At 58.6% G+C, this 22,428-nt stretch carries 19 protein-coding genes; 4 read left to right on the top strand and 15 right to left on the bottom strand.

Annotated features, from left to right (window positions below):
* Positions 1-3: 3 nt before the first annotated feature.
* The 4 genes from rnr to plsY are packed head-to-tail and all read right to left on the bottom strand — an operon-like array spanning position 4 to position 7,649.
* Positions 4-3,276: a ribonuclease R gene (gene rnr / locus GC177_07445; protein ID MBI1275789.1), complete on the bottom strand. Its 3,273-nt coding sequence runs from the start codon at positions 3,274-3,276 to the stop codon at positions 4-6.
* A complete protein-coding gene (gene topA, locus GC177_07440) occupies positions 3,273-5,963 on the bottom strand; it encodes a type I DNA topoisomerase (protein MBI1275788.1) in 2,691 nt (896 codons plus the stop codon). Before topA ends, rnr begins: the two co-directional genes overlap by 4 nt.
* A gap of 4 nt (positions 5,964-5,967) precedes the next feature.
* Positions 5,968-7,053 carry a DNA-protecting protein DprA gene (gene dprA, locus GC177_07435; GenBank protein MBI1275787.1) on the bottom strand — a complete coding sequence of 362 codons (1,086 nt, stop codon included), beginning with the start codon at positions 7,051-7,053 and terminating at the stop codon, positions 5,968-5,970.
* 2 nt (positions 7,054-7,055) lie between these two features.
* Complete coding sequence (plsY, locus tag GC177_07430; protein ID MBI1275786.1) at positions 7,056-7,649, bottom strand: glycerol-3-phosphate 1-O-acyltransferase PlsY; 594 nt, start codon at positions 7,647-7,649, stop codon at positions 7,056-7,058.
* Between the two features lie 147 nt (positions 7,650-7,796).
* On the opposite strand from plsY, the gene GC177_07425 reads away from it, so the two are divergent.
* From GC177_07425 to aroC, 3 genes are read left to right on the top strand one after another with little or no spacing between them, the layout of a single operon-like run.
* Positions 7,797-8,279 (top strand): glycine zipper 2TM domain-containing protein, encoded by a 483-nt coding sequence (locus GC177_07425; protein MBI1275785.1) that lies wholly within the window; start codon positions 7,797-7,799, stop codon positions 8,277-8,279.
* Between the two features lie 18 nt (positions 8,280-8,297).
* Positions 8,298-9,122: an enoyl-ACP reductase FabI gene (gene fabI, locus GC177_07420; GenBank protein ID MBI1275784.1), complete on the top strand. Its 825-nt coding sequence runs from the start codon at positions 8,298-8,300 to the stop codon at positions 9,120-9,122.
* A gap of 1 nt (position 9,123) precedes the next feature.
* Positions 9,124-10,194, top strand: a complete 1,071-nt coding sequence (aroC, locus tag GC177_07415; GenBank protein MBI1275783.1) for a chorismate synthase — start codon at positions 9,124-9,126, stop codon at positions 10,192-10,194.
* Here aroC and GC177_07410 read toward each other — a convergent pair whose 3' ends face one another.
* The 7 genes from GC177_07410 to map form a co-directional block, all read right to left on the bottom strand.
* Entirely contained in the window at positions 10,195-10,494 is a 300-nt protein-coding gene (locus tag GC177_07410) for a hypothetical protein (GenBank protein ID MBI1275782.1), read from the bottom strand.
* Between the two features lie 193 nt (positions 10,495-10,687).
* On the bottom strand, positions 10,688-12,250 hold the full coding sequence (locus tag GC177_07405) for an aldehyde dehydrogenase family protein (protein ID MBI1275781.1): 1,563 nt from the start codon (positions 12,248-12,250) through the stop codon (positions 10,688-10,690).
* A gap of 93 nt (positions 12,251-12,343) precedes the next feature.
* On the bottom strand, positions 12,344-12,988 hold the full coding sequence (locus GC177_07400) for a hypothetical protein (protein ID MBI1275780.1): 645 nt from the start codon (positions 12,986-12,988) through the stop codon (positions 12,344-12,346).
* A gap of 122 nt (positions 12,989-13,110) precedes the next feature.
* Positions 13,111-13,293 (bottom strand): hypothetical protein, encoded by a 183-nt coding sequence (locus GC177_07395; GenBank protein MBI1275779.1) that lies wholly within the window; start codon positions 13,291-13,293, stop codon positions 13,111-13,113.
* A 194-nt stretch (positions 13,294-13,487) separates the two neighbouring features.
* Positions 13,488-14,783, bottom strand: a complete 1,296-nt coding sequence (locus GC177_07390; protein ID MBI1275778.1) for a DUF2748 domain-containing protein — start codon at positions 14,781-14,783, stop codon at positions 13,488-13,490.
* A gap of 69 nt (positions 14,784-14,852) precedes the next feature.
* Positions 14,853-15,608: a DNA repair protein RadC gene (gene radC / locus GC177_07385; GenBank protein MBI1275777.1), complete on the bottom strand. Its 756-nt coding sequence runs from the start codon at positions 15,606-15,608 to the stop codon at positions 14,853-14,855.
* Between the two features lie 8 nt (positions 15,609-15,616).
* Positions 15,617-16,366 (bottom strand): type I methionyl aminopeptidase, encoded by a 750-nt coding sequence (map, locus tag GC177_07380; protein ID MBI1275776.1) that lies wholly within the window; start codon positions 16,364-16,366, stop codon positions 15,617-15,619.
* Positions 16,367-16,505: 139 nt separating this feature from the next.
* Here map and GC177_07375 point away from each other — a divergent pair, with 139 nt between their 5' ends.
* The gene (locus GC177_07375) at positions 16,506-17,261 is read left to right on the top strand and encodes a competence/damage-inducible protein A (GenBank protein ID MBI1275775.1); all 756 of its coding nucleotides are present in this window, start codon (positions 16,506-16,508) and stop codon (positions 17,259-17,261) included.
* 104 nt (positions 17,262-17,365) lie between these two features.
* On the opposite strand, the gene GC177_07370 is transcribed toward GC177_07375, so the two are convergent.
* From GC177_07370 to GC177_07355, 4 genes are all read right to left on the bottom strand, one after another.
* Entirely contained in the window at positions 17,366-18,280 is a 915-nt protein-coding gene (locus tag GC177_07370) for an EamA family transporter (GenBank protein MBI1275774.1), read from the bottom strand.
* 20 nt (positions 18,281-18,300) lie between these two features.
* On the bottom strand, positions 18,301-20,454 hold the full coding sequence (locus GC177_07365; protein ID MBI1275773.1) for an AAA family ATPase: 2,154 nt from the start codon (positions 20,452-20,454) through the stop codon (positions 18,301-18,303).
* Between the two features lie 202 nt (positions 20,455-20,656).
* Complete coding sequence (apaG, locus tag GC177_07360; GenBank protein ID MBI1275772.1) at positions 20,657-21,085, bottom strand: Co2+/Mg2+ efflux protein ApaG; 429 nt, start codon at positions 21,083-21,085, stop codon at positions 20,657-20,659.
* Between the two features lie 58 nt (positions 21,086-21,143).
* Positions 21,144-22,370 carry a hypothetical protein gene (locus tag GC177_07355; GenBank protein ID MBI1275771.1) on the bottom strand — a complete coding sequence of 409 codons (1,227 nt, stop codon included), beginning with the start codon at positions 22,368-22,370 and terminating at the stop codon, positions 21,144-21,146.
* Positions 22,371-22,428: the final 58 nt, after the last annotated feature.

Here is a 22,428-nt window from a genome sequence, read left to right as displayed (position 1 = left end):
CCATCACCTTTTTTTAGGCCGCCCGCCGCCGCGCTTGGCCGATGGTGCGCCTGCGCCCCCGCCGTCGCGGCTCTTTCCCTTGAAGGGCTTTTTACCGGAATCATTGAATTCACCGCGCGGCTTGCGTGGGCGGGCTTCCTCTCGCGGGGCGTCGTCCCGCCTGCGTGGCGGCCTGTCTCCGTCCCTGGCCGGGCGGTCGCCATCAAAACGCTTGCGCGGGCGGAATTCGCCGCCCTCGTCGCTGCGCTCTCGGCGCGGCGTAAAACTGCCTTCTTCACGGGGTTTCTCTGTCCATTTCCGGCGGGCAGGGCGTTCGTCGCCTTCCGGGCGTCGCGGCCGTTCGCCATCTTCACGGCGAGGTCGGTAGCCCCTGTCATCCCCGGCAGGGCGGTCGCCATCAAAGCGCTTACGCGGGCGGAATTCGCCGCCCTCATCGCCGCGTTCCCTGCGCGGCTTGAAACCGCCTTCTTCCCGAGGCTTAAAGGCCCTGGCAGGGCGCTCATCCTCATCGCGGCGGCGCGGTTTGAAGTCGCCTTCACCGCGCGGCTTGAAATTATCACGTGACTTGAATGGTTTATCTTTTTTATCCCAAGGCTTTGCATCGCGTTTTTCAGGCGATACATCATCTTGTCGCGGTGGCTTGTCCTGCCAGCTCCGGCGCGGCCTGTCCCCGTCCTCGCGTCGTACCGGGCGTTCATCCCCATAATCGCGCCGTGGGCGATACCCTTTATCATCCCTGGCGGGGCGATCATCCTCAAATCGCTTGCGCGGGCGAAATTCACCACCTTCATTACCACGCTCCCCGCGTGGCTTGAAGCCACCTTCTTCCCGAGGTTTATAAGCCCTTGCGGGACGCTCATCCTCATCGCGGCGGCGCGGCTTAAAATCACCTTCGCCGCGCGACTTGAAATTATCACGTGACTTGAATGGTTTATCTTTTTTATCCCAAGGCTTTGCATCGCGTTTCTCAGGCAATACATCATCCTGGCGGGCAGGGCGTTCTTCCCACGGTTTTTTGAAGGCCGGGCGTTCGCCATCCTCACGGCGTTTGAAGCCGCCTTCGCGCGGTTTATCACGGAAGGAAGGCCTGTCGCCACGCGGTGCGCCACGCCCGCCACGATCCTCACGCCCGCGGAATTCACGCTTGCCGGTGCTGCCGCCATCTTCACGCGTGCCGTCCAGCCATGTCAGGCGCAGGCGCTTCTGGATGCTGTTGGCCTCTTCCAGCCGCACGCGCATCTTATCGCCAAGCGAGATGGTCTTGCCCGTATTGCGTCCGCGCGCCGTCTTGCTGCGCTCATTGATGACAAAGAAATCCGTGTTCAGGCTGGCCAGCGGGATATACCCGTCCACGCCCGTATCCTTTAACGTCACGAACATGCCGGAGCGCGAAAAGCCCGACACCATCCCTTCCATTTCCTCGCCAACCTGGTTGGCCAGATACATGATGGCATAACGTTCCTTCGCCTCGCGCTCGGCCGTCATGGCGCGGCGCTCGGTCAGGGAGATATGCTCGCCGATGGAGGCCATGCGCTTGGTCTCCGCCGCGCTCAATCCTTCATCGCCCAGATGAAGCCCCGCAATCAATGCACGGTGGATGATCAGATCACTGTAACGGCGGATGGGGGAGGTGAAATGCGCATAATCCTTCAGCGCCAGCCCGAAATGCCCGACTCGCTCCGGTCCGTAGAACGCCTGCATCTGGCTGCGCAGCACCGCCTGGTTCACCATGGGGGCGATGGGCTCGCCGCGCACCTTATGCAGCAGCGCGTTGAAATTCTTGGCGCTGATATTCGGGCCGATATGGATATCCAGCCCGAGCGTCTTCACATAATCGCGCAGCTCGAATGATTTTTCCTTCGAGGGCGTTTCATGGTTGCGGTAAAGCCCCGGCATGCGCACGCGCTGCACCAGCCGCGCCGCCGCCACGTTGGCGAGGATCATGAATTCCTCGATCAGCTTATGGCTTTCAAAGCGCGGGCGTGGATAAATGGCCGCCACTTCGCCCGTATCGCTGATATCCACCTTGTATTCGATGCTGTCGATCTCCAGCGCCCCGCGCTCGTCGCGCTGCTTCGCCAGCAGGTGATAGACTTCGTATAATGGCTCAATCACCGTCTTCAGCAGCGGCTTGGTCTGCTTATCCGGCTTGCCGTCAATGGCTGCCTGCACCTGGTTATAGGTCAGCCGCGCATGGGAGCGCATGATGGCACGGTGCAGCCGGTAATCCACCAGCGCTCCCGTTTTGTCCAGCCACATTTCCATGGCCATGCAATAGCGGTCCTCATCGGGGCGCAGTGAGCACAGGTCGTTGGAAAGCCGCTCCGGCAGCATCGGCACCACGCGGTCGGGGAAATAGACCGAATTGCCGCGCTCAAACGCATCGTCATCCAGCGCCGTGCCGTGCCGCACATAATGCGCCACATCGGCAATCGCTACCATCAGCCGCCATGCGCGGCCTGATTCATTATCCAGCCTTTCGGCATAGACGGCATCATCGAAATCCCGTGCATCCTCACCGTCAATCGTCACCAGCGGCAACTCACGCAAATCGGTACGGTTGGGGGAGGGCACCGGGTCTTTCAGTTTTTTGCATTCCTTCAGCGTCTCGGGGCTGAACTCCATCGGGATATGGTGCCCATGCACGCTTAAAAGGCTCACGCGGCTGGCATCGGCGGCCAATATCTCCACCACCTTGACTTCCGGCGCGTTGTAACGGCTCCAGCGCTCACGCGCCGCGCCGCCCGTGGTCACTCGCACCATCTGCCCATGTTCCCAGTCCGCATCATACGGTTTGGCGACGGGGTACATGTCATAATCTTCCCGGCCGCTCGGGCGGAACTGCCATCCATCGGCATCCTTCTCCAGCACGCCCACCATGCTGCCGCTGCGATGGCGCGGCAGAATGCGCATCATGGTCGCGACCGCCTGGCCTTCTTCCAGCCGCTCCAGCTTCACCAGCACATGGTCGCCCAGCGTGGCGTCGATGCTGTGGCCGGGCCGCGCAATCAGCAGCACATGCTCCACCGCCACCGGCTGAACCGGCTGACCGATGATATCGCCCTGATCGTCAATGGAGGTTATCTCAACAATAAACACTTCCGGCACGGAAGCAGGCTTGAACCGGTCATCGCGGAAGCCGCGGCCGCCACCAGAACGGGAAGGTTTATCGCCGAATTTGCGGCCGCCGCCAAACCCGCCGCGTTTCTCTCCAAAACCTTTGTCCTTGAAAGGCCTGTCCTTGCCGAAACCGTCTTTTGGTTTACGCGGCTTCATGATGCTTTACGCGCGGGCGCCGCCTTTTTGGCGGGCGATTTCGCCTTGGTCGTCTTGGCCTTGGCAGGCGCTTTCGCCTTCGCCGGAGCCTTGGTCTTTTCCATTTTGGGTGCCGTTTCTTTCTTGGTCGTTTCCTTTTTGGTTTTCGCGGCGGGCTTTTTCGCGCCCTTCTTGCCGCCTTTTTTCTCATCTCCGGCAGCATCCACCAGCGCAAGGGCGGCCTCAAACGTCACATTCTCACGCTCGGCTTTCGGGATGGCCACATTGTTCGTGCCATACCTTAAATACGGGCCGTAACGGCCGGAAACCAGGACGATATCTTTCTTCGTGCCCGGATGCTGCCCCAGCACCGTGCCCGCCGTCGCCTTGGCCTTGTTGGCCTTTTCCTGAATCAGGCTCACCGCATGGTTCATGCCGATATCAATGGGCGAAACACCCGCGGGCAGGGAAGCAAACACACCGCCGCTTTCAACATAAGGGCCAAAACGTCCAATCCCTGCGCGAATCGGCTTGCCTGTTTCCGGGTGGTTGCCGACGGTTCGCGGCAACGCCAGCAAGGCCAGCGCATCCTCCAGCGTCACTGTCTCGGCCTTCTGGCCCTTGTTCAATCCCTGGCGCTTAGGCTTCTCGCTGCCATCGTCAATCTGCACATACACACCATACGGCCCCTTGCGAAGCGACACGGGATGCCCGCTTTCCGGGTGCTTGCCGAGAATCTTCGGGAAGGCCTCGCCGCCGCCTTCGCCGTCCTCCGCCTTGCTGGCCTGTCCGTCAAGCTGGCTGGTATAGCGGCATTCCGGATAATTGCTGCAGCCCAGGAACGCGCCGAACTTGCCGGCCTTCAGTCCCAGCGTGCCTTTCTGGCAGGCAGGGCACACGCGCGGGTCGCCTTTGCCTTCCTTGCTTCCGGGGAACAGATAATCGCTGAGCAGGCTCTCGATCTGCTGAATGATCTCCGGCCCTGGCAGGGCTTTGGCCTGCTCGGTATTGACGGAAAAATCATTCCAGAATTCGCGCAGCAGCTGCTTCCAGTTGCGCTCACCGGCGGAAACATCGTCCAGCGCCGTTTCCAGCTTCGCCGTGAAATCATATTCCACGTAACGATGGAAGAACGACTCAAGGAATGAGGTCACGATGCGACCGCGCGCCTCGGGGATGAAGCGCTTCTTGTCGAGCTTCACATATTCCCGGTCCTGCAGCACGGAGATGATGCTGGCATAAGTGGACGGCCGCCCGATGCCGAGCTCTTCCATCCGCTTCACCAGGCTGGCTTCGCTGTAGCGCGGCGGCGGTTCGGTGAAATGCTGATCGGTGGTGATCTCCTTGGCCTTCATCGGGTCATTGAGGTTGGTCGGCGGCAGAATCTGCTCGCCATCCTCATCCACCCCATCGTCATTACCTTCGCGGTAAAGCGCGTAAAAGCCCGGGAATGCCACGCGGGATCCACTGGCACGGAACACATGTTTCTTGTCTGTGCTGGCAATGTCCACACTCAGCTGGTCAAGCACGGCGGCGGCCATCTGGCTGGCGATCATTCGCACCCAGATGAGGTTGTAGAGCTTGCGCATATCGTCATCAAGCTGGCTGCCGATGGCCGCGGGTGTGCGGAACATATCCGTCGGGCGAATGGCCTCGTGCGCTTCCTGTGCGTTCTTTGCCTTGCTTTGATACATGCGCGGGGAGCTTGGCAGGTATTCGTCGCCATGCTCTTTGGCAATCAGCTGGCGTGCCTGCTGAATGGCTTCATTGGCCACATAGACGCCATCGGTACGCATATAGGTGATAAGGCCGACCGTCTCGCCGTTGATCGGCACGCCCTCGTAAAGCTTCTGAGCGATCTGCATCGTACGCTTGGCGGTAAAGCCAAGCTTGCGGGATGCCTCCTGCTGCAAGGTAGAGGTGGTAAACGGTGCATAAGGCTGGCGTTTCACCTGTTTGGGTGTGATCGCCGCCACCTGGTAGCTCGCGCCCTGCAGAGCGGCCACGGCGCCTTTGGCGGATGCCTCGTTGGTGAAGCTGAATTTCTCGCATTTATCACCGGCATAATGCACCAGGCGGGCATTCATGTTCGCACCCTTGGGGGTGATGAATTCCGCCGCGATATCCCAATATTCTTCTTTCTCAAACCGTTCAATCTCGCCTTCACGCTCGCAGATCAAACGCAGCGCGACCGACTGCACGCGCCCGGCCGAGCGCGAACCCGGCAGCTTGCGCCAGAGGACGGGGGAGAGGTTGAACCCCACCAGATAATCCAGCGCCCGCCTTGCCTGCTGGGCGTTGATGAGGTTCATATCCAGCTCGCGCGGATGGGCGAGGCCCTCTTTCACCGCGCGCGGGGTGATCTCGTTGAACACCACACGCTGCACCGTGGTGCCCGCTTTCAGCGCCTTCTTCTGCTTCAATACTTCCAGCACATGCCAGGAAATGGCCTCACCCTCGCGGTCGGGGTCAGTCGCCAGGATGATGTTGCTGGCCTCTTTGGCATATTTGGCAATGTCGTTGATCTGCTTGCTTTTATCGTCGCTGATTTCGTAGATCATGTCGAAATCATCGTCCGGCTTCACCGAGCCGTCCTTGGCGGGCAAATCGCGCACATGGCCGAAAGACGCCAGAACCTTGTAATCACTGCCGAGATATTTGTTGATGGTTTTGGACTTCGCGGGTGATTCCACAATGACTAGCTGCATCTTTTTATCGTCCTGCCCGCATCACGCGCTGGCCTGGCAGTCGTTCGATCTGTCCGTCCAGCTCTAATTTTATCAATTCCGCCACCGTGGCGGGGATGGATAGTTGGCACGCTTTGGCCAGTTCGTCAATGGAAACCGGGGTAGACGACAGCGCGCCTAGGATTGCACCCCTTACGGTATCCGCCGCCCCGTCATTGGCCGCTGGGGGAGACATGGCCGCAGCCTGTACCATAGGTACAGAAACGCGCCGGTTAGCCAGAAAATCGAGTATCTCTTGGTGCGATTCCAGCAGGTTCGCCCCATGTTTAATAAGGTGATTGGCGCCATGATGCCGCGAGTCGGTAGGGAAGCCGGGTACGGCGAAAATCTCCTTGCCCATTTCCAGCGCCATATTGGCGGTAATCAACGAGCCGGACTGAAGCGAGGCCTCAATCACCACCACCGCGTCGCTCATGGCGGCGATGATGCGGTTGCGCGCTGGGAAGTTCTTCGCCAGCGGCCCGGTGCCAAACGGCAGCTCACTGACAAAGCAATTGCCCTTGGCCAGCATTTCCTGCCGCAGTTCCTTGTGCTGGTCGGGGTAGGTGCAATCGATCCCCACGCCGAACACGCCGACCGTCCTGCCGTTCATCGCCCCCGCATGCGCCGCGCCGTCCACCCCACGTGCGAAGCCGGAGACCACCGTCACGCCACTCGCTGCCAGCCCTTCGGCAATCTGCCGGGCGAATGCTTTGCCCGCCACCGATGCGTTCCGCGCCCCCACAATCGCCACCATCGGCCTGGCCCGCAACAAGGCCGCATTGCCAAGCGCCATCATAAGGGGAGGGGCGTCATAGATTTCCGTCAATCCTTCCGGATAATCCGCTTCGCCATAGGCAATCAGCTTTGCACCAAGCTTCTGCGCCTGTTCCATTTCTTTACGGCAAGCCGTATCGCTTGCAGCCTTGCCGCCAAGCATCTGCAGAATGGCCCCGGCATCGCCGCCTGTTTTCTGCCAGTATTTGAAAAACTGCACCGCCCCAATGCCGCTGCTGCGCAGAATGCGTAATAGAGAAAGCCTGTCTACCTGGGTCAGGGAAGGGTAACGCACCGTTACGCGTGACCGTTCTTGAGCTTGGATTTGCCTTCCTCGCCATGCAGCAGCCGTACGATATTGGCCTTATGGCGAATGATCAGCAGCAGGCTCATAAACAGCGTCATCAGCCACACCGGCTCATCACCAAGCAGAATAAAGGCAAAAAGCGGGGCAAAGGCCGCTGCCACCAGCGCGGAGAGAGAGGAGATGCGAAAGGCAAAAAAGGTTGCCAGCCATGTCAGCGCGCAGAAAAGACCGAGCAGAGGCTCCAACGCGAGTAAAATGCCGAGGCTTGTTGCCACGCCCTTGCCGCCCTTGAATTTCAGCCACACCGGAAACACATGGCCGATCAGTGCGGCCAGTCCAGCCCACATGGCCACCTCCGGCGCATAGGTCTGGGCAATCCAGACGGCTGCCATGCCCTTGACCGTGTCCAGCAGCAGCGTGGCGATGGCAAGCCCCTTGCGCCCCGTGCGCAGCACGTTGGTTGCGCCGATATTGCCTGAGCCGATAGTGCGGATATCGCCTTCGCCGCCGAATTTGGTGACCAGTAGCCCGAAGGGAATGCTCCCCAGCAGGTAGGAGAAGGCAATGATAATGAAAAACAGCATAATATCCGTGGGGTAGCTTACGAACAATTTACTTTACGCGTAATCATAGCGCCGTTACCACGAAAGATAAAGCGCACAGCGTGCCCCCTTGCAGAGAGGTGAGGGTTGGCGTATGGTGCGGCAACATTTTTTATAAGGGCATACCCAATGAAAAAACTCGCAGCAATTTCCTTGTCGGTTCTGCTTCTGGCGGGCTGTTCACAAAACGGCGGTTACGATGGCCGCTTCACCAAATCCGACGCCGGCACGGTGCTCGGTGGCGTGGGCGGTGCCGTGGTCGGCGCCCAGTTTGGCAAAGGTAACGGCCGTCTGGCAACCACTGCCGTGGGCGCGCTGCTTGGTGCAGCCCTGGGTAACTCCATCGGCGCATCGCTGGACCGCGTAGACACCATGTACCATGAGCGTGCTGCCCAGACGGCCTTTGAAAGCAACCGCTCCGGCACGGCCGCAACCTGGTCCAACCCGGATACCGGCCACTCCGGCTCCATCACTCCGCTCAATGTCAGCCAGCGCAGCAACGGCGAATATTGCCGTGAATACCGCCAGACCATCAAGGTCGGTGGCAAGTCGCAGGAAGGTTACGGCACCGCATGCCGTCAGCCGGATGGCAGCTGGCAAGTCGTCAACTAATATAAGAAAGATCATCGCGTGGCGGGACAGTTGCTTGCAGGTAAAAAAGGCCTGATTCTTGGCGTTGCCAATGACAAATCCATCGCCTGGGGCATTGCGAAAGCAGCCGCCGAGCATGGGGCCGATCTGGCCTTTACCTTTCAGGGAGAAGCCCTGGAAAAACGGGTCCGCCCCTTGGCAGATTCTATCGGCAGTAAATTTGTCCTGCCATGCGATGTGACGGATACGGCGTCAATGGATGCCGTGTTTGCCGCCATTGAAAAACAATGGGGCAAGCTGGATTTTCTCGTTCACGCGGTGGCCTATTCCGACAAAAACGAGCTCAAGGGCCAGTATGTCGATACCTCGCTGGACAACTTCCTGCTCACCATGAATGTCTCCTGCTATTCCTTCACCGCCCTGGCGCAGCGTGCCCGCAAGCTGATGACCGATGGTGGCAGCATGGTAACGCTCACCTATTATGGCGCCGAGCGCGTCATGCCGCATTACAACGTCATGGGCGTGGCCAAGGCCGCGCTGGAAGCCAGCGTGCGCTACCTGGCCGTAGACCTGGGCGGCGAGAATATCCGCGTCAACGCCATTTCCGCCGGACCCATCAAAACGCTGGCCGCTTCCGGCATTGGCGATTTCCGCTATATTCTGAAATGGAACGAATACAATTCTCCGCTCCGCCGCAACACCACGCTGGAAGATGTCGCGGGCAGCGGGTTGTTCCTGCTCAGCGAGCTCGGCAGCGGCACCACGGGCGAAGTGCTGCACGTGGATTCCGGCTATCATGTGGTAGGCATGAAGCGCCCCGATGCGCCGGACATGAGCATCCAGCCGGCCGATCAAGCGGCGTAATATGTCTCACAATACATTCGGCCATCTCTTTCGCGTCACCACCTGGGGCGAGAGTCATGGTCCCGCCATCGGCTGCGTGGTGGATGGCTGCCCGTCGCTGATCGCGCTGAGCGAGGATGACATTCAGCCCTATCTGGATGCGCGCAAGCCCGGTCAGTCCCGCTATACCACCCAGCGCAAGGAGGAGGACAAGGTCCGCATCCTTTCCGGCACCTTCGAGGGCAAAACCACCGGCACGCCTATCAGCCTGCTGATCGAGAATACCGACCAGCGCAGCAAGGATTACGGCGAGATCAAAGACTCTTTCCGCCCCGGCCATGCGGATTACACCTACCACACCAAATACGGCATCCGTGATTATCGTGGCGGCGGCCGCTCCAGCGCGCGGGAAACCGCCATGCGTGTGGCCGCAGGTGCCATTGCCCGCAAAATTCTGAAAGGCGTCACCATCCGTGGCGCCCTGGTGCAGATGGGCGATGATGCCATTACCCGTAAGAACTGGAGCTGGAAGGAAACCGCCAACAATCCTTTCTGGTGCCCGGACAAGAAGGCTGCCGAACGCTGGGCGGAAAAACTGGATGCCATTCGTAAAAGCGGTTCTTCCACGGGTGCGGTGATTGAGGTGGTGGCCGAAGGCGTCCCGGCGGGGCTGGGCGCGCCTATCTATGGAAAACTGGATGCCGACCTGGCCAGCGCCATGATGAGCATTAACGCCGTCAAGGGCGTGGAAATCGGCGATGGATTTTGCGCCGCCGCCTTGCGTGGCGAAGAAAATGCCGATGAGATGCGCATGGATGCCAAGGGCAGAGTTAGCTTCAAAAGCAACCACGCCGGGGGCATTCTGGGTGGCATTTCAACCGGCCAGCCTATTGTGGTGCGTTTTGCGGTTAAGCCCACCAGTTCCATCCTTACGCCGGTGGAAAGCATCAACGCCAAAGGCAAGAATATCACGCTGCAAACCAAAGGGCGGCACGACCCCTGCGTAGGCATTCGCGCCGTGCCGGTAGGCGAGGCCATGATGGCTTGCATCCTGGCCGATCACCTTTTGCGCCACCGCGCCTACGAAAAATAATTAATTGAACATCCCCGCCTGCCAGACCCGGTAAAAGACAAAAAAGAACTGGCCAAGCAGAATCAGCAAAAACGAGTTCAGAATCGGCGTGCGCAGAAAACCTGCCGCCACGGCGAACAGCGAGCCAAATGGCGTCCAGCATAAAAGCAACGTCATCATGATGATATTGCCGGATTCCTCTCGAAAATCCTGCACATGTTTCAGCAGGCGCTTTTCCACCGTATGGCTGAGGATAAGGTACAGCAACCGCCCGCCAAAATAAATCAACAGATAGACCAGCACGGAAACCAACTGGGCCACAGCGATATTCAACGCAGGGTTTTCCTTGAAAACAGGATGCTGCAACAATGTTTGTAAGGCTTCTTCCATCAATCTACAATTTAGAAGCGTTCTATTTATAGTTTAAATTGCAAAACTTAACGAATGGTCAAGTACACCCTTCATTCGTGCCGAATATACGGCACGAGCCCATAAAAATGGTATGCGAATTGGCTTAAAAATAGCCCAGAGCCTCACGTTTAAAGCTCATGATAACATTTTTCGTCTGCTGGTAATGTTCCAGCATCATTTTATGCGTTTCACGCCCGATTCCGGACTGTTTATAGCCCCCAAACGCCGCGTGCGCCGGGTACAGGTGGTAGGCATTCACCCACACGCGCCCCGCCTGCAGGCTCCGCGCCACATGGTGCGCCGTATGCACGTTACGCGTCCACACCGCGCTGGCCAGGCCGTAGATGGAATCATTAGCCATAGCAAGCACCTCATCGGCGCTCTTGAACGGCGTCACCGACACAACCGGGCCAAAGATCTCCTCTTGGAAGACGCGCATCTTGTTATTGCCCTCGAAGATGGTCGGGCTCACATAATAGCCGTCCGCCAGATCGCCGCCCAGCTGGATGCGCGTGCCGCCCAGCAGCACGTTCGCGCCTTCCTTGCGGCCGATATCGAAATAGCTGACGATTTTGTCCAGCTGCTCTTGCGAGGCCTGCGCGCCCATTTGCGTCGTCAGTTCCAGCGGGTTGCCCTGCACGATGGCTTTGACGCGCTTCACCGCCTTTTCCATGAACTTGTCATAGATTTTCGCATCCACAAACGCGCGGGACGGGCAGGTGCATGCCTGGCCCTGGGAAAGCGCGAACATCGCGAACCCTTCCATCGCCTTGTCGAACAGCACCTCGTCATCGGCAATATCGCCGAAGAAGATGTTGGGCGATTTGCCGCCCAGTTCCAGCGTCACCGGAATGATGTTCTCCGACGCATATTGCATGATTAGCTTGCCGGTGGAGGTCTCGCCCGTAAAGGCCACCTTGGCAATCCGCGGGCTTTGCGCCAGTGGTTTGCCCGCCTCTACGCCGAAGCCGTTCACTACATTCACCACACCCGCAGGCAGAATGTCGGCGATCAGTTCCATCATCACCAGGATGGAAACCGGCGTCTGCTCTGCGGGTTTGATGACGATACAGTTACCTGCGGCCAGCGCGGGCGCCAGCTTCCACGCCGCCATCAGTAGCGGAAAGTTCCAGGGAATGATCTGCCCCACCACGCCCAGCGGCTCATGGTAATGATAGGCCACCGTCTCATGGTCGATCTCGGAAATACTGCCTTCCTGCGTGCGGACGCAGGATGCGAAATAACGAAAATGGTCGATGGAAAGCGGCAGATCGCCGAAGCGGCTTTCACGCAGCGGCTTGCCATTGTCCCAGGTTTCTACAAGCGCCAGCGTGTCGATATGCTGTTCCATGCGGTCGGCGATGGCGTTTAATATACGGCTGCGCTCGGCGGGCGACGTTTTGCCCCAGGCGTCTTTCGCCTTATGCGCTGCATCCAGCGCGCGCTCAATATCCTTGGCGTCCGAACGTGCCGCTTTGGTGTAATGATGGCCGGTAATGGGCGACAGATTGTCGAAATACTGCCCGCCAGCAGGCTTCACCCAGTCACCGCCGATGAAATTGTCGTATTGTGCTTTCAGCTTGATAGGGCTGTTGATCTTCGCCAGCTCGGCATCGATGAGAGCGGTAGGGTTGCTGCCGGTGGTCTGCTTTGCATTCGCGCCCATTGTGAAGCCTCCATGGAATATTTTTTCCATGATACACCCACATGCATCTTGCTAGAAGCCAGAAACGACGCTGCAATGCAGCAATTTACACTGTCACGCAACCATCGCTTTCGGCTGCAGAAGCTCAAGAAATTGCGTCACGGCTTCCGTAATGCTGTGATGGCGCGCGGCCTGCTCCACTTCTTCAACGGAAGCCTCGGCAAGGGCGCCGTCTGCTTCCTGTTTTTTCTGGTTGGCAAGCCAATGTTGCTGAAAAAACGCCAGCATATCCTGAACATTATCCCAGCTTTCCAGATTATAAGCGGTAACCGTGCTGCGAAAAGTTCCGGGCTCATCACCATGGCCAAGGCCATTCATGGCTTGAAACTGATCATAAGACGCATAGCCGCGCACCAGCCCCCAATGCGTTTCGGCATGCTGCTCCAGGTCACGACAAAAACGATAATCGTCAAACCCATCCGTGCTGGTAAAATTAATGGACACCATTTCCGGCTTGATAGCGGGCGTGGTAAACCAGATTTTTTCCTTATTCTGCGGCAGTTGCTCGCTTTTTGCGCCGCTCAACAGCGCGCGCAAAGCTTCTGCAAACTGTTGGCTGTTCTCATAATCAATAAAGGAAGCCCCATGGGCTTTTTCTCCATCCTGTGCCGACGGATGCTCGGAATAGCCATATAATTCAAGGCGAAGCCCGCCTTGATATAGATTGATGCCAATGCTGCGAGGCGAAAAATAATCCACGAATAACTCCCATATTCTTTTTATGTCGGGAGTTTAGCGCCGCAAGCGGCTAAAGCAATGCTTTGTTGCGGCCTCGATACATATTCAGGCTGGCGGCACTAAGTCGCCATCCCGTCAGCGGCCTAATCCGTCGCACGGTCGCAGCAGAAATTTTCCTTATCGCTCAGGCGATAGGTTTCCTCACGCGTATCGGATTGTGGGCGATAGCTGCCCGTGAAGGATTGCGGTTTGGCTGTCCATGCTGCCACGGCGGCATCCAGCGATTTACCATAGGCAAGGGCGGGGGAACGGGTCGCAGCAACCATAAAAGCCTCCTGATGAGTGCTATATTTACCTAATCCACATATGCATTTGGAATGGGTGCTATGTGGTTGACGCATGTAACCAAACTTTCACATTAAAGTCAACCCTTTGATTTTTGTGCGTTTTTGTTGCGACGCACAAAAGCTATAACTTGTAACGGGATGATACAGCGGCAGGGTGGTAAAAACGGTTCCATTCAACGCCAGAACTTCCACCAGATTCGCCGCGCAGGTGCCGGTTTTGTATAGCTAAAACGGTATTTTTGCCCGGAAATCTGTTCATAACTTGCCACCACGGCGGGAATCACCTGGCCGTAATAGATATTGTACATCGCAGGCCATAGGGCGATGGTGATTTTATGGCTCCATTTCACCGCCTGCTGCGGCACGCGGGCGAGGGCTTCGGCGCAGGCGATGGCCTCCTGCACCACGGGGTCTGCTCGGCGGTAGGCCTCTGCTTCCGGGGCGAGGTTGAACAGCATGTCATCCAGCATCCGCCCGATATCGGTCATCGGCTGCGAAGAGGCCGGCATCTGCTTCAGCCAGACAAAGCCGGATTTCAGCGCCTTGGCCAGAAACCGCTGATGATAGCGTTTGGCCTTGCCCGCGCTGCTTTTGGCGATACGGTCTTTCGCGCGGTGCTTGGCATAAAACTGGGCCGACTGTTCGAGTTTCATCCCTTCATCCAGCCCCAGTTTTGCAAGCTGTTGCTGCAGTTGTTTGGCATGTTTCAGGTCGTTCAGCCGTGCAAGCCGCACCTGATCCGTGGCTTGCGTGACGGAGATATTGGCTGAATGGCGCGATACCGGCTCACCCAGGCTGCCGCGGCGGATATCGGCGAAATGCCCCATTTCCTGCGCGGCGATCACCATCAGCCGTGCCAGTGCGGCCTGCCCATCATGCGGGCTGGCATGCTCCCCTGTATGAAACGGGTCGCCCCCGGCGGAGGTGTAGATGCAATAATCCCGCCGCCCGGCCGTGCTTTGCAGCCCGCTGCTGCTGCCCATCTTCTGCCAGCCTTCAATGTCGAGCATATCGCCCACCGTATGTCCGTATGCCACGAACACCTGCACCTCTTCCCAGAGGATCAGCATCATCACGGCCGGGTGCGTGGCCTGCACGATGGCGCGCGCCAGCTTCATCTCCGTTTCCTCTGGCACCTCGATGAATTTGCCGATCTCGCGTTGTAGCCGCGCCAGCTCGTTCTTCGCCTCCGCTTCCAGCTCGTGCGGTTCGTAACGTTTCTCGAGCAGTTCCTGGAGATAGCGCAGGGTCACCGGCACCAGCTTGGGGTCGGTCAATTCGCGCTTGCTGAAAATCTTATAAATGCCCCAAGCAGGGTGAGAAAAGCGGATGAAATTGATGCGGTCACCCGCATCCACGCGAAACCGGCCGGATTTCACCAGCCGCTCGGCCAGCTCCTCCAGCTCGACAAAGAGCGTTTCCCTGCTCAGCGCCGGGCGTTGCGCCAGTACGTCATAGACATTGGACATGCGGATTTCTTCAGAAAGGACTTCATTAGCAACTAGGGGCTGGCGCGCCTAAAAACAAGAGCCGGATGCCTAAATCATTCCATTCGATTTCATGGAGAAATACCCATGCTGGGTAATGATGACATGGTCATGCACCACCAGCCCGAGCGGCTTTCCGGCATCCGCGATGAGCTTGGTGATGTCCGCGTCCGCACGCGATGGCTTGGCCAGCCCGCTCGGGTGGTTATGGCAGAGGATCATGGCGGTCGCGCCGATTTCCAGCGCCCGCTTCACCACCTCGCGCACATACACGGGCGCATGGTCAACGGATCCCTTCTGCTGCAGCTCATTGGCAATCAGCGCATTGGCCTTGTTGAGGTAGAAGATGCGGAACTGCTCTTCCTTCAGGTGCCCCATGCTCAGGCGGCAGTAATCCAGCAGGTCTTCCCAGTTGGAAAGCACCGTCTTGTTCATCATCCGTGCGCCGAGGTAACGCTCGCAGGCCGAATGCACCAGGCACAGCGACGTGGCGGAAGCCTCGCTCACGCCTTCCACTTCCATCAGCGCTTTGCTGCCCGCGCCGAGCACCCCCTGAAGGCTGCCGAACTTGGCAATCAGCTTTTTGGCCAGCGGTTTGGTATCCCCGCGCGGATGCGCGGCGAATAATAGCATCTCGATGATCTCGTAATCATGCAGATCGCTGCCCATGCTTTTCAAAAAGCGCTCACGCAGCCGCTGCCTGTGCCCGGTGAAATGCGGCTTTTCCGTTTTGGGTTTTTTGGCGGGTTCAACTGCCGCCGCATCCTCCGTCAAGGCCAGCGAAAGCGTGTGGGCTTTGGCCGCCATGCCGCTGCCTATGCGCCGTAAGGCGGGCAGTGCATGCCCTTGGGGGAGGTCGTGAATATCTCAAACCCGTCTTTCGTCACCGCCAGGGAATGCTCGAACTGGCAGGAGAGGGAGCGGTCGCGCGTCGTCACCGTCCAGCCGTCATGGTCGCTGAGTTTGGTGGCGGCCTTGCCCGCGTTGATCATGGGCTCGATGGTGAAGAACATGCCTTCCTCCAGCCGGAGCCCCGTGCCCGGTTTGCCGTAATGCAGAATGTTGGGCGCGGTGTGGAATATCTTGCCGAGCCCGTGCCCGCAATAATCCCGCACGATGGAATAGCCGTGCTTCTCGGCGTAAGTCTGGATCGCATGCCCGATATCGCCGAGCTGCGCGCCGGGCTTCACCTGCTCAATGCCGAGCATCATGGCGTCATAGGTCACCTGCGTCAGGCGTTTCACCTTCTGGTTTACTTCGCCCACCCAGTAGATGCGGCTGGTATCGCCATGCCAGCCATCCACGATGACGGTGACATCGATATTCAGGCAATCGCCATCCTTCAGCGCCTTGTCGTCGGACGGAATACCGTGGCACACCACATGGTTCACCGAGGTGCAGATGGATTTGGGAAACCCGCGATAACCCAGCGGCGCGGGAACGGCGCCCCGGCCCACAATCATTTCATGGCAGAACTGGTTCAGCTCTTCCGTCGTCACGCCGGGGGCTACCTTAGCGGCAACCGCATCCAGCACTTCCGCCGCCAGTCGGCCTGCTTTGCGCATCCCCTCGTAGCTCGCCACATCGTGCAGCGGGATGGATGGATCTTGCGAATGTTTGGCATGAAGCATGGAAGCTGGTATTCTCTTGTAAAGACATGAAACCCTATCATAAAGCCAACTTACGGATTCGCCAAGCCTTCCTATGCAACAAAACAACCCCACCGCCTGCCTGCTGATCATCGGCAACGAGATACTTTCCGGCCGCACGCAGGATAAAAACCTGAATTATCTGGCAAAAAAACTGTCCGAACATGGGGTGCGGCTGCAGGAAGTCCGCGTGATTCCCGATATCGAGGCCACGATTATAGCCACCATACGCCAGTGCATGACAGGGTTTGACTATGTTTTCACCACCGGCGGCATAGGCCCCACGCATGATGACATCACGGCCGATTGTGTTGCTAAAGCCGTTGGAGTGGGCATTGGCGAGCACCCCGCCGCCGCCAAAATCCTGCGCGATCACTACGGCGACCAGATTACCGAAGCCCGGCTACGCATGGCGCGCATCCCGGAAGGCGCAGGCCTGATTGACAACCCCATCAGCCTTGCGCCAGGTTTTCACATCAAAAACATCTTTGTCATGGCCGGGGTGCCTTCCATCATGCAGGCCATGCTGGATAATGTGCTGCCCATGCTCCGCAAGGGCGAGGCCATCCAATCCGTCGCTGTCAGCGCCATCCTGCCGGAAAGCCGCATGGCCGCGGGCCTTGCCGCCATTCAGAAGGACCATGCGGATATCGACATCGGCAGCTACCCACTGATGAGCGAAGGCAAATTCGCCACCACCATCATCCTGCGCGGCACGAACAAAGCCTCCATCAATGCCGCCGCCGAAAAGGTGCGCGCGATGATGCGTGGGTTAGGGCAGGAGCCGATTGAGCGCGATCTGGCCGCCTGATCATCTGCAATGCCCGTCATTCCAGCGAGCCATGCAATCTGTATAATCATTGCGGATGAGTCTCTTCATGGATTCCAGCTTTCGCTGGAATGACGAAAGAAAGATTACGGATGCACCGATTCATCCATGATGTCATCCTTCGCCTTCTTCAGCGAAGCGGGCGTAATGCCGCTGCCCATGATGCCCCCAAGCGTTACCAGAACGGTGGCAAACACAATCGCGATAGAGAAGGGCGCATAGCCGAACAGCACCAGCAGCAAGGTGCCGATCACCGTGATGGCGAATGCGAGAATACCAAGCAGCGCCATATTGCCCTTCTGCATGCCATGCTGCCACCAGACGAAGGAAATACCCATCGGCAGCGCTCCCATCACGGCAATCACAATCCATTGCAGAGGAGAAAGCGGCTGCCACGCTTCGAACACGAAATGGCAGATGCCCGAAAGCACCGCCGCCAGCCCGCAGAACATCCCCACCGCATGGCCGGGAATGTCGCTTGAAAAACGCTTGTTCATCACCGAATAGCCCGACCAGATCACCGCCGCCAGCAGCGCCAGCGCATGCCCAGGCTTCCACACGAAAAACAACGCGTTCCAGTCACCCTTGGTGATCGCCAGCAGCACGCCAGCCAGCGCCAGCGCCGCGCCGATATAATGTTCCGTCTTCAGTTTCGTGCCGCCGAACAGGGCGGAGAAAATCAGCAGCAGCAGCGGCCAGAACTCGACGATCAAAAAGGCTTCCACCGAAGGCGCATGCTTGAACGCCAGGAAATACACCATGTGGAACCCGAATATCCCGACCAGCCCGATGCCCCACACATGCGGCTTCAGTTTGAAATAGCTGCCGATGGGCGCGCGCTCGAATTTCCAGATCACCAGATACAGGATAAACGCCGTGGTGAATGCCAGCATGTTGAGCTGCATCGCGGGCACCGGCCCGAGCCACGCCGCCATCACGGGCAGCATGGCCCAGGTGGCGAGTGAAAAAATACCCAGCATGGTGGATGTACGGCAATGCATGGCAAACCTACAGGTGCAAACTAACTATTGCCCTGTTTGTCGCCGGGAACCGTGGGAGTTTCAAGCGGTTTCTGCGTCGGGGCGGCGGATGCTCCGGGTGTGGCCGCCACTTGCACCGGCGGAGCCGCGGGCGTAACGGGCCGCACCGGCAACGGCCGCACGGCAGGCCGTGCAGGCCGCATGATTGGCCGCATGGCGGTAACCGGGCGGGGGGGCGGTGGAACAGCGGCAGGTGCGACAGCAGGAGGTGGTGCAGGCTGTGCGGCCACAGGTGCAGGTGCCGCAGGAGCAACTACGGGAGCGGGCGCTACTGGTGCAACCACGGGAGCCGGTGCGGTTATAACTGGCGCAGGTGGTGCAGCGGGTACGGCTGCGGGAGTTGGCGCAGGAGCATTTGCGGTAGGTGGCGCGGAAGCAGCGGGTGCCACTTGCGCATCCGGCATCAGCAGCTTCGCATCCACCAGACCCATTTCAATCAGCTTCTCAATCGGAAGAAATCCTTTTTCCGCTGCGATGGGCGAATCCTCATCCTCCAGCACGGCATCCATCCCGCGTGCGCCGATCAGTACCTGCTCAAGCCGGTCGCCATCGCGGCGATAGACCCGTTCGCCCTGCACCATGCCAAGCTGCGGCGGAATGTTGTTCTTGGAAAGCCCCGCAATCGTATGCCCGCCTTCGCGGTACATGCCGATCACCACGCGCGGACGGTCGATAAACACCTGGCTGCCGCGCAGCATGTCATAAATATCGGCCACATTATTCGGGCGTGCGCCTTTCACCAGATGGTGCACCACCACCATCGCCGCATTCTTGTTGATGGCGAATTCCTCGATCGCTTCAAAAAACTCGCTCACCACGCCGGCGTCATTCTCATCCCCGGTCAGGTATTTTCGCGCGGGGTCGATCACCACCAGCGGTACGTCCGGCAGCTTGTAGAGTTCTTTCAAAAAGCTGGAGATAGTGCCGCCCTCGCCGAAATCCGTGCGCTGAAACATCAGCCTTTTCGCGCGCCCTTCCGGGTCATAGACCTTAGCGCGCGCATGCACGATGGCAGGGCCGTCCTCACCCGAGAAATACACGCAGATGCCTTTGCATTTATCGAGGTTGATCTTCGATCCGAGCCAGGTAGGGTTCGGTTCCCCCGGTTTGTAATCGATGGCGCATTTCACCGCCAGGTTATGCGCCAGCGAGCTTTTGCCCGTGCCGCCTGTTGCGCCGATCACCGTCACCGCGCCGCGCGGCAGCCAGCCATCCACCAGAAAGTCGAAACTCGCGCTCGTGTCGGCATCCACGTGCTTGGCGCCGGTATTGTCCAGCAGGCGAAAATCTCGCCCCACCAGGTTATAATATTTGAGATTATCTTCCAGATTCGGCGCATCGATGCCGAACCGCAAAAACAGCGAATGGTGATGGTCATAGGCATGCCAGCAGGTCGCCGCATCCTGAAGCGTCTGAATGGTGGTGGTATTGGTGGAAACCACCTCACCCACGGCTGCATCCTTCAGCTTATGGCCCTTATATTCCAGCTGCATGAAATTGGGGTGAATGAACAACCCGTTCTTGGAAAGATACTCGATGCCCGAAAGCAGATAGAACGGGTAGAATTCCTGGCTTTGAAAGCCGGATGTCTCATACAGCTCGCGGCAGCCTTCCACCGCCGTATCGTCGGTGGGTTTCAAAATACGGTCGGCAATGGCCACAATCTTGAGGCCCGCATTTTTATTGTCGCCGCGCGTCAGGCGGCCCGTCATGGCGCCCACCATGCGCATGCGCTGCTCGCCCTCGGCGGAAAATTCCGCAATGCCGAGGCAAAGCGACATGCTCCACGCAATGCCCGATCCGATCGGCTCCGGCTTATCGGTGCCTTGCTGTTTCTTGTGCACAATCGGGCATAGCAGCAGCGGCGAGTTGGGCAGGTTGCCGTCATTGTAATAGCGGCGCAGATGCTCCACCGCCGCGTCATTCTCGTTTGGCCCGAACCAGAATGTCTGCCCTGGCTGCTGCGCGCGCCAGATATCCTGATTGTTCATGGTGTAAAGGCACATGTAGCCATCCAGCCCCACGCGCTTATGCGCGGCCCAGATAATCTCAAGCTCGCGTTTGACGGCGGCCTGCGCCTGTTCGTTGAAACGTTCCACCATTATTCTCCCATGACCGTGGTCATGCTGGTTCATATCGTGTTAGGAACATAGCCGATAAGGCTTAAAAAGCAGTTAGAGTCTCGTTAATTGCACGTATACGAACGCCAAGGGCCAACAAAAGGCGGAGCGCGCCGCGCGACTGGCCCATTGAGGGCCCGCCCGCTAATGCGGGCATAGTCCTGCGTGTAGCGCAGGTAAGGCAAAGGAATATAAGCCTGACATAGTCAGGCTTATATTAATGAATGCTTACCGGAATGCGGTCCGGCACATCCAGCGCAAATGCCGGAATGGCGACGTTGAAACGCTCGCCTTCGTCGGTTGCCATTTCATAATGGCCCACCATGAAGCCCGATGCCGTGTTCAGCGGGCAGCCGCTGGTATATTCATAGGCCTCGCCCGGCTTCAATACGGGTTGCTCACCCACCACGCCCGGGCCGCTCACCTCTTCCACGCGCCCCTGCGCATCGGTGATGCGCCAGTAACGGTTCAACAGCTGCACCGTGCGCGAGCCGAGGTTTTCGATATGCACATGGTAGGCCCACACGTAATTATGATCTTCCGGTGCGGAATGCTCATCCAGATAAACCGGCACCACGCGGATGTGGATGCCCGCGGTTGTTTCCTCGAATACCAGGTGATCTTCAAGCTGTGCGTGATGGTTCATGGCAAGCCTCGGAGCTTATGAATAACCATTATGCTCCGCTGGAAATGAAAGGCAAGGCTCAATGCACGGCCTGTTCCGTCACGGGTGCATCGTGCGATGCCGCCAGTTGCGCATCGGCATGCGGCGCCAGCACCTTGCCGACGGCGAAAGTTTTTTTCACGGCCGGTTCCACCGCATCCGTACGCGTGGCCGCATAGCTTGCATAGGCAAGCCCGGTTGCAAGCGCATAGGCGGCAATGGCTTCCTGCTCGCCGATGTTCAGGCCTTTTTCCATAAGTTTGGCGCGTGCTTGTTCAGGCATTACCGTGTCGTAAACACGTTTCACACCCTGGTTCAGGGCTTCGCCCGCCTTGAAACCGAGCCCGGCGACATGGTCGAGCGCATTCGCCTCTTCAACGCGCTGAAGCTTGGCGCTCAACCGTTGCTGAAACGCCTTTTTCTGCGTGTCGTTGGTGAAAAAGAGCGTGCTCACCAGCGGCGTGACGGAAATCATCACCGGCACGATGGTGCCAAAGGTGGTGTCGTATAATTCCTTGAATGCATTGGCGAAGATATTGCGCGGCGGTTTGGGCTCTTCCGCCTTGCCCGGGGCCGGGCCAATGACTTTGTCCACTGTGCGCGACAGGGCGCGGTGCGACACGTTGAAGGTGCTGAACATGATGGCCACGCGGGAAAACATTTTGCCGAATGGCGTCTGCACCGCGTTGTGCGCGCTCAGCGCCGCATGCTCCGCCAGATTGGCATCCGCGGGGATCTCCTTCGGGCCTGTGTAGAGGTTCTCGTCCAGAAATTTTCCCATCAATGCATAGGGCACCAGTGCCGCCGCAGCGGCCACGGGAAAGCGGATGACATAATGCGCAAGCCAGCTTAGCCCGCCTTTGGCGGCCGCGACTGGGCCGCGCTTCTCATATGCGTCATCGCGCTTGCCCAGCAGTCGGTCATAAAGGGGTTTCAGCACCGTCGCGCCGGTCATGAAGGCAAAGAAACCCGCGAATTCGCCATATTCATTCGCCGTCTTGCGGTCAAAGCCTGGTATCAGCTTTTCCGCCGCATCGCGGTAGCGCAGCACGCCGCTCTGGCGCACCTGCTCTTCGCTGGCCTGTGGCAGTGGGCGATGCTGGTCGAGTTCTTTTTCCTGGGCCACACGTGTCTGCATGATTTTGCGGATGGTGCCGAAAATCGCAGCACCCGTAAACCCGCCCAGAAACGTCCCCAAGGCCGAACGCCCGCGCCCAAAACCCGGTGCGGCATCCTGCTTGGCGGTGATGTTATCGGCGTTGCTCATGGCACCCATGCTTCTGGATTCGCGCCATTATACGCCAGATCCGCCCGCGGGTCAGCCC

This window comes from bacterium, from assembly GCA_016124905.1.
GTDB lineage: Bacteria > Pseudomonadota > Alphaproteobacteria > Rickettsiales > RI-342 > RI-342.
Note: the sequence above shows the minus strand (reverse complement) of the source record. Positions and strands in the feature narration are given on the sequence as shown.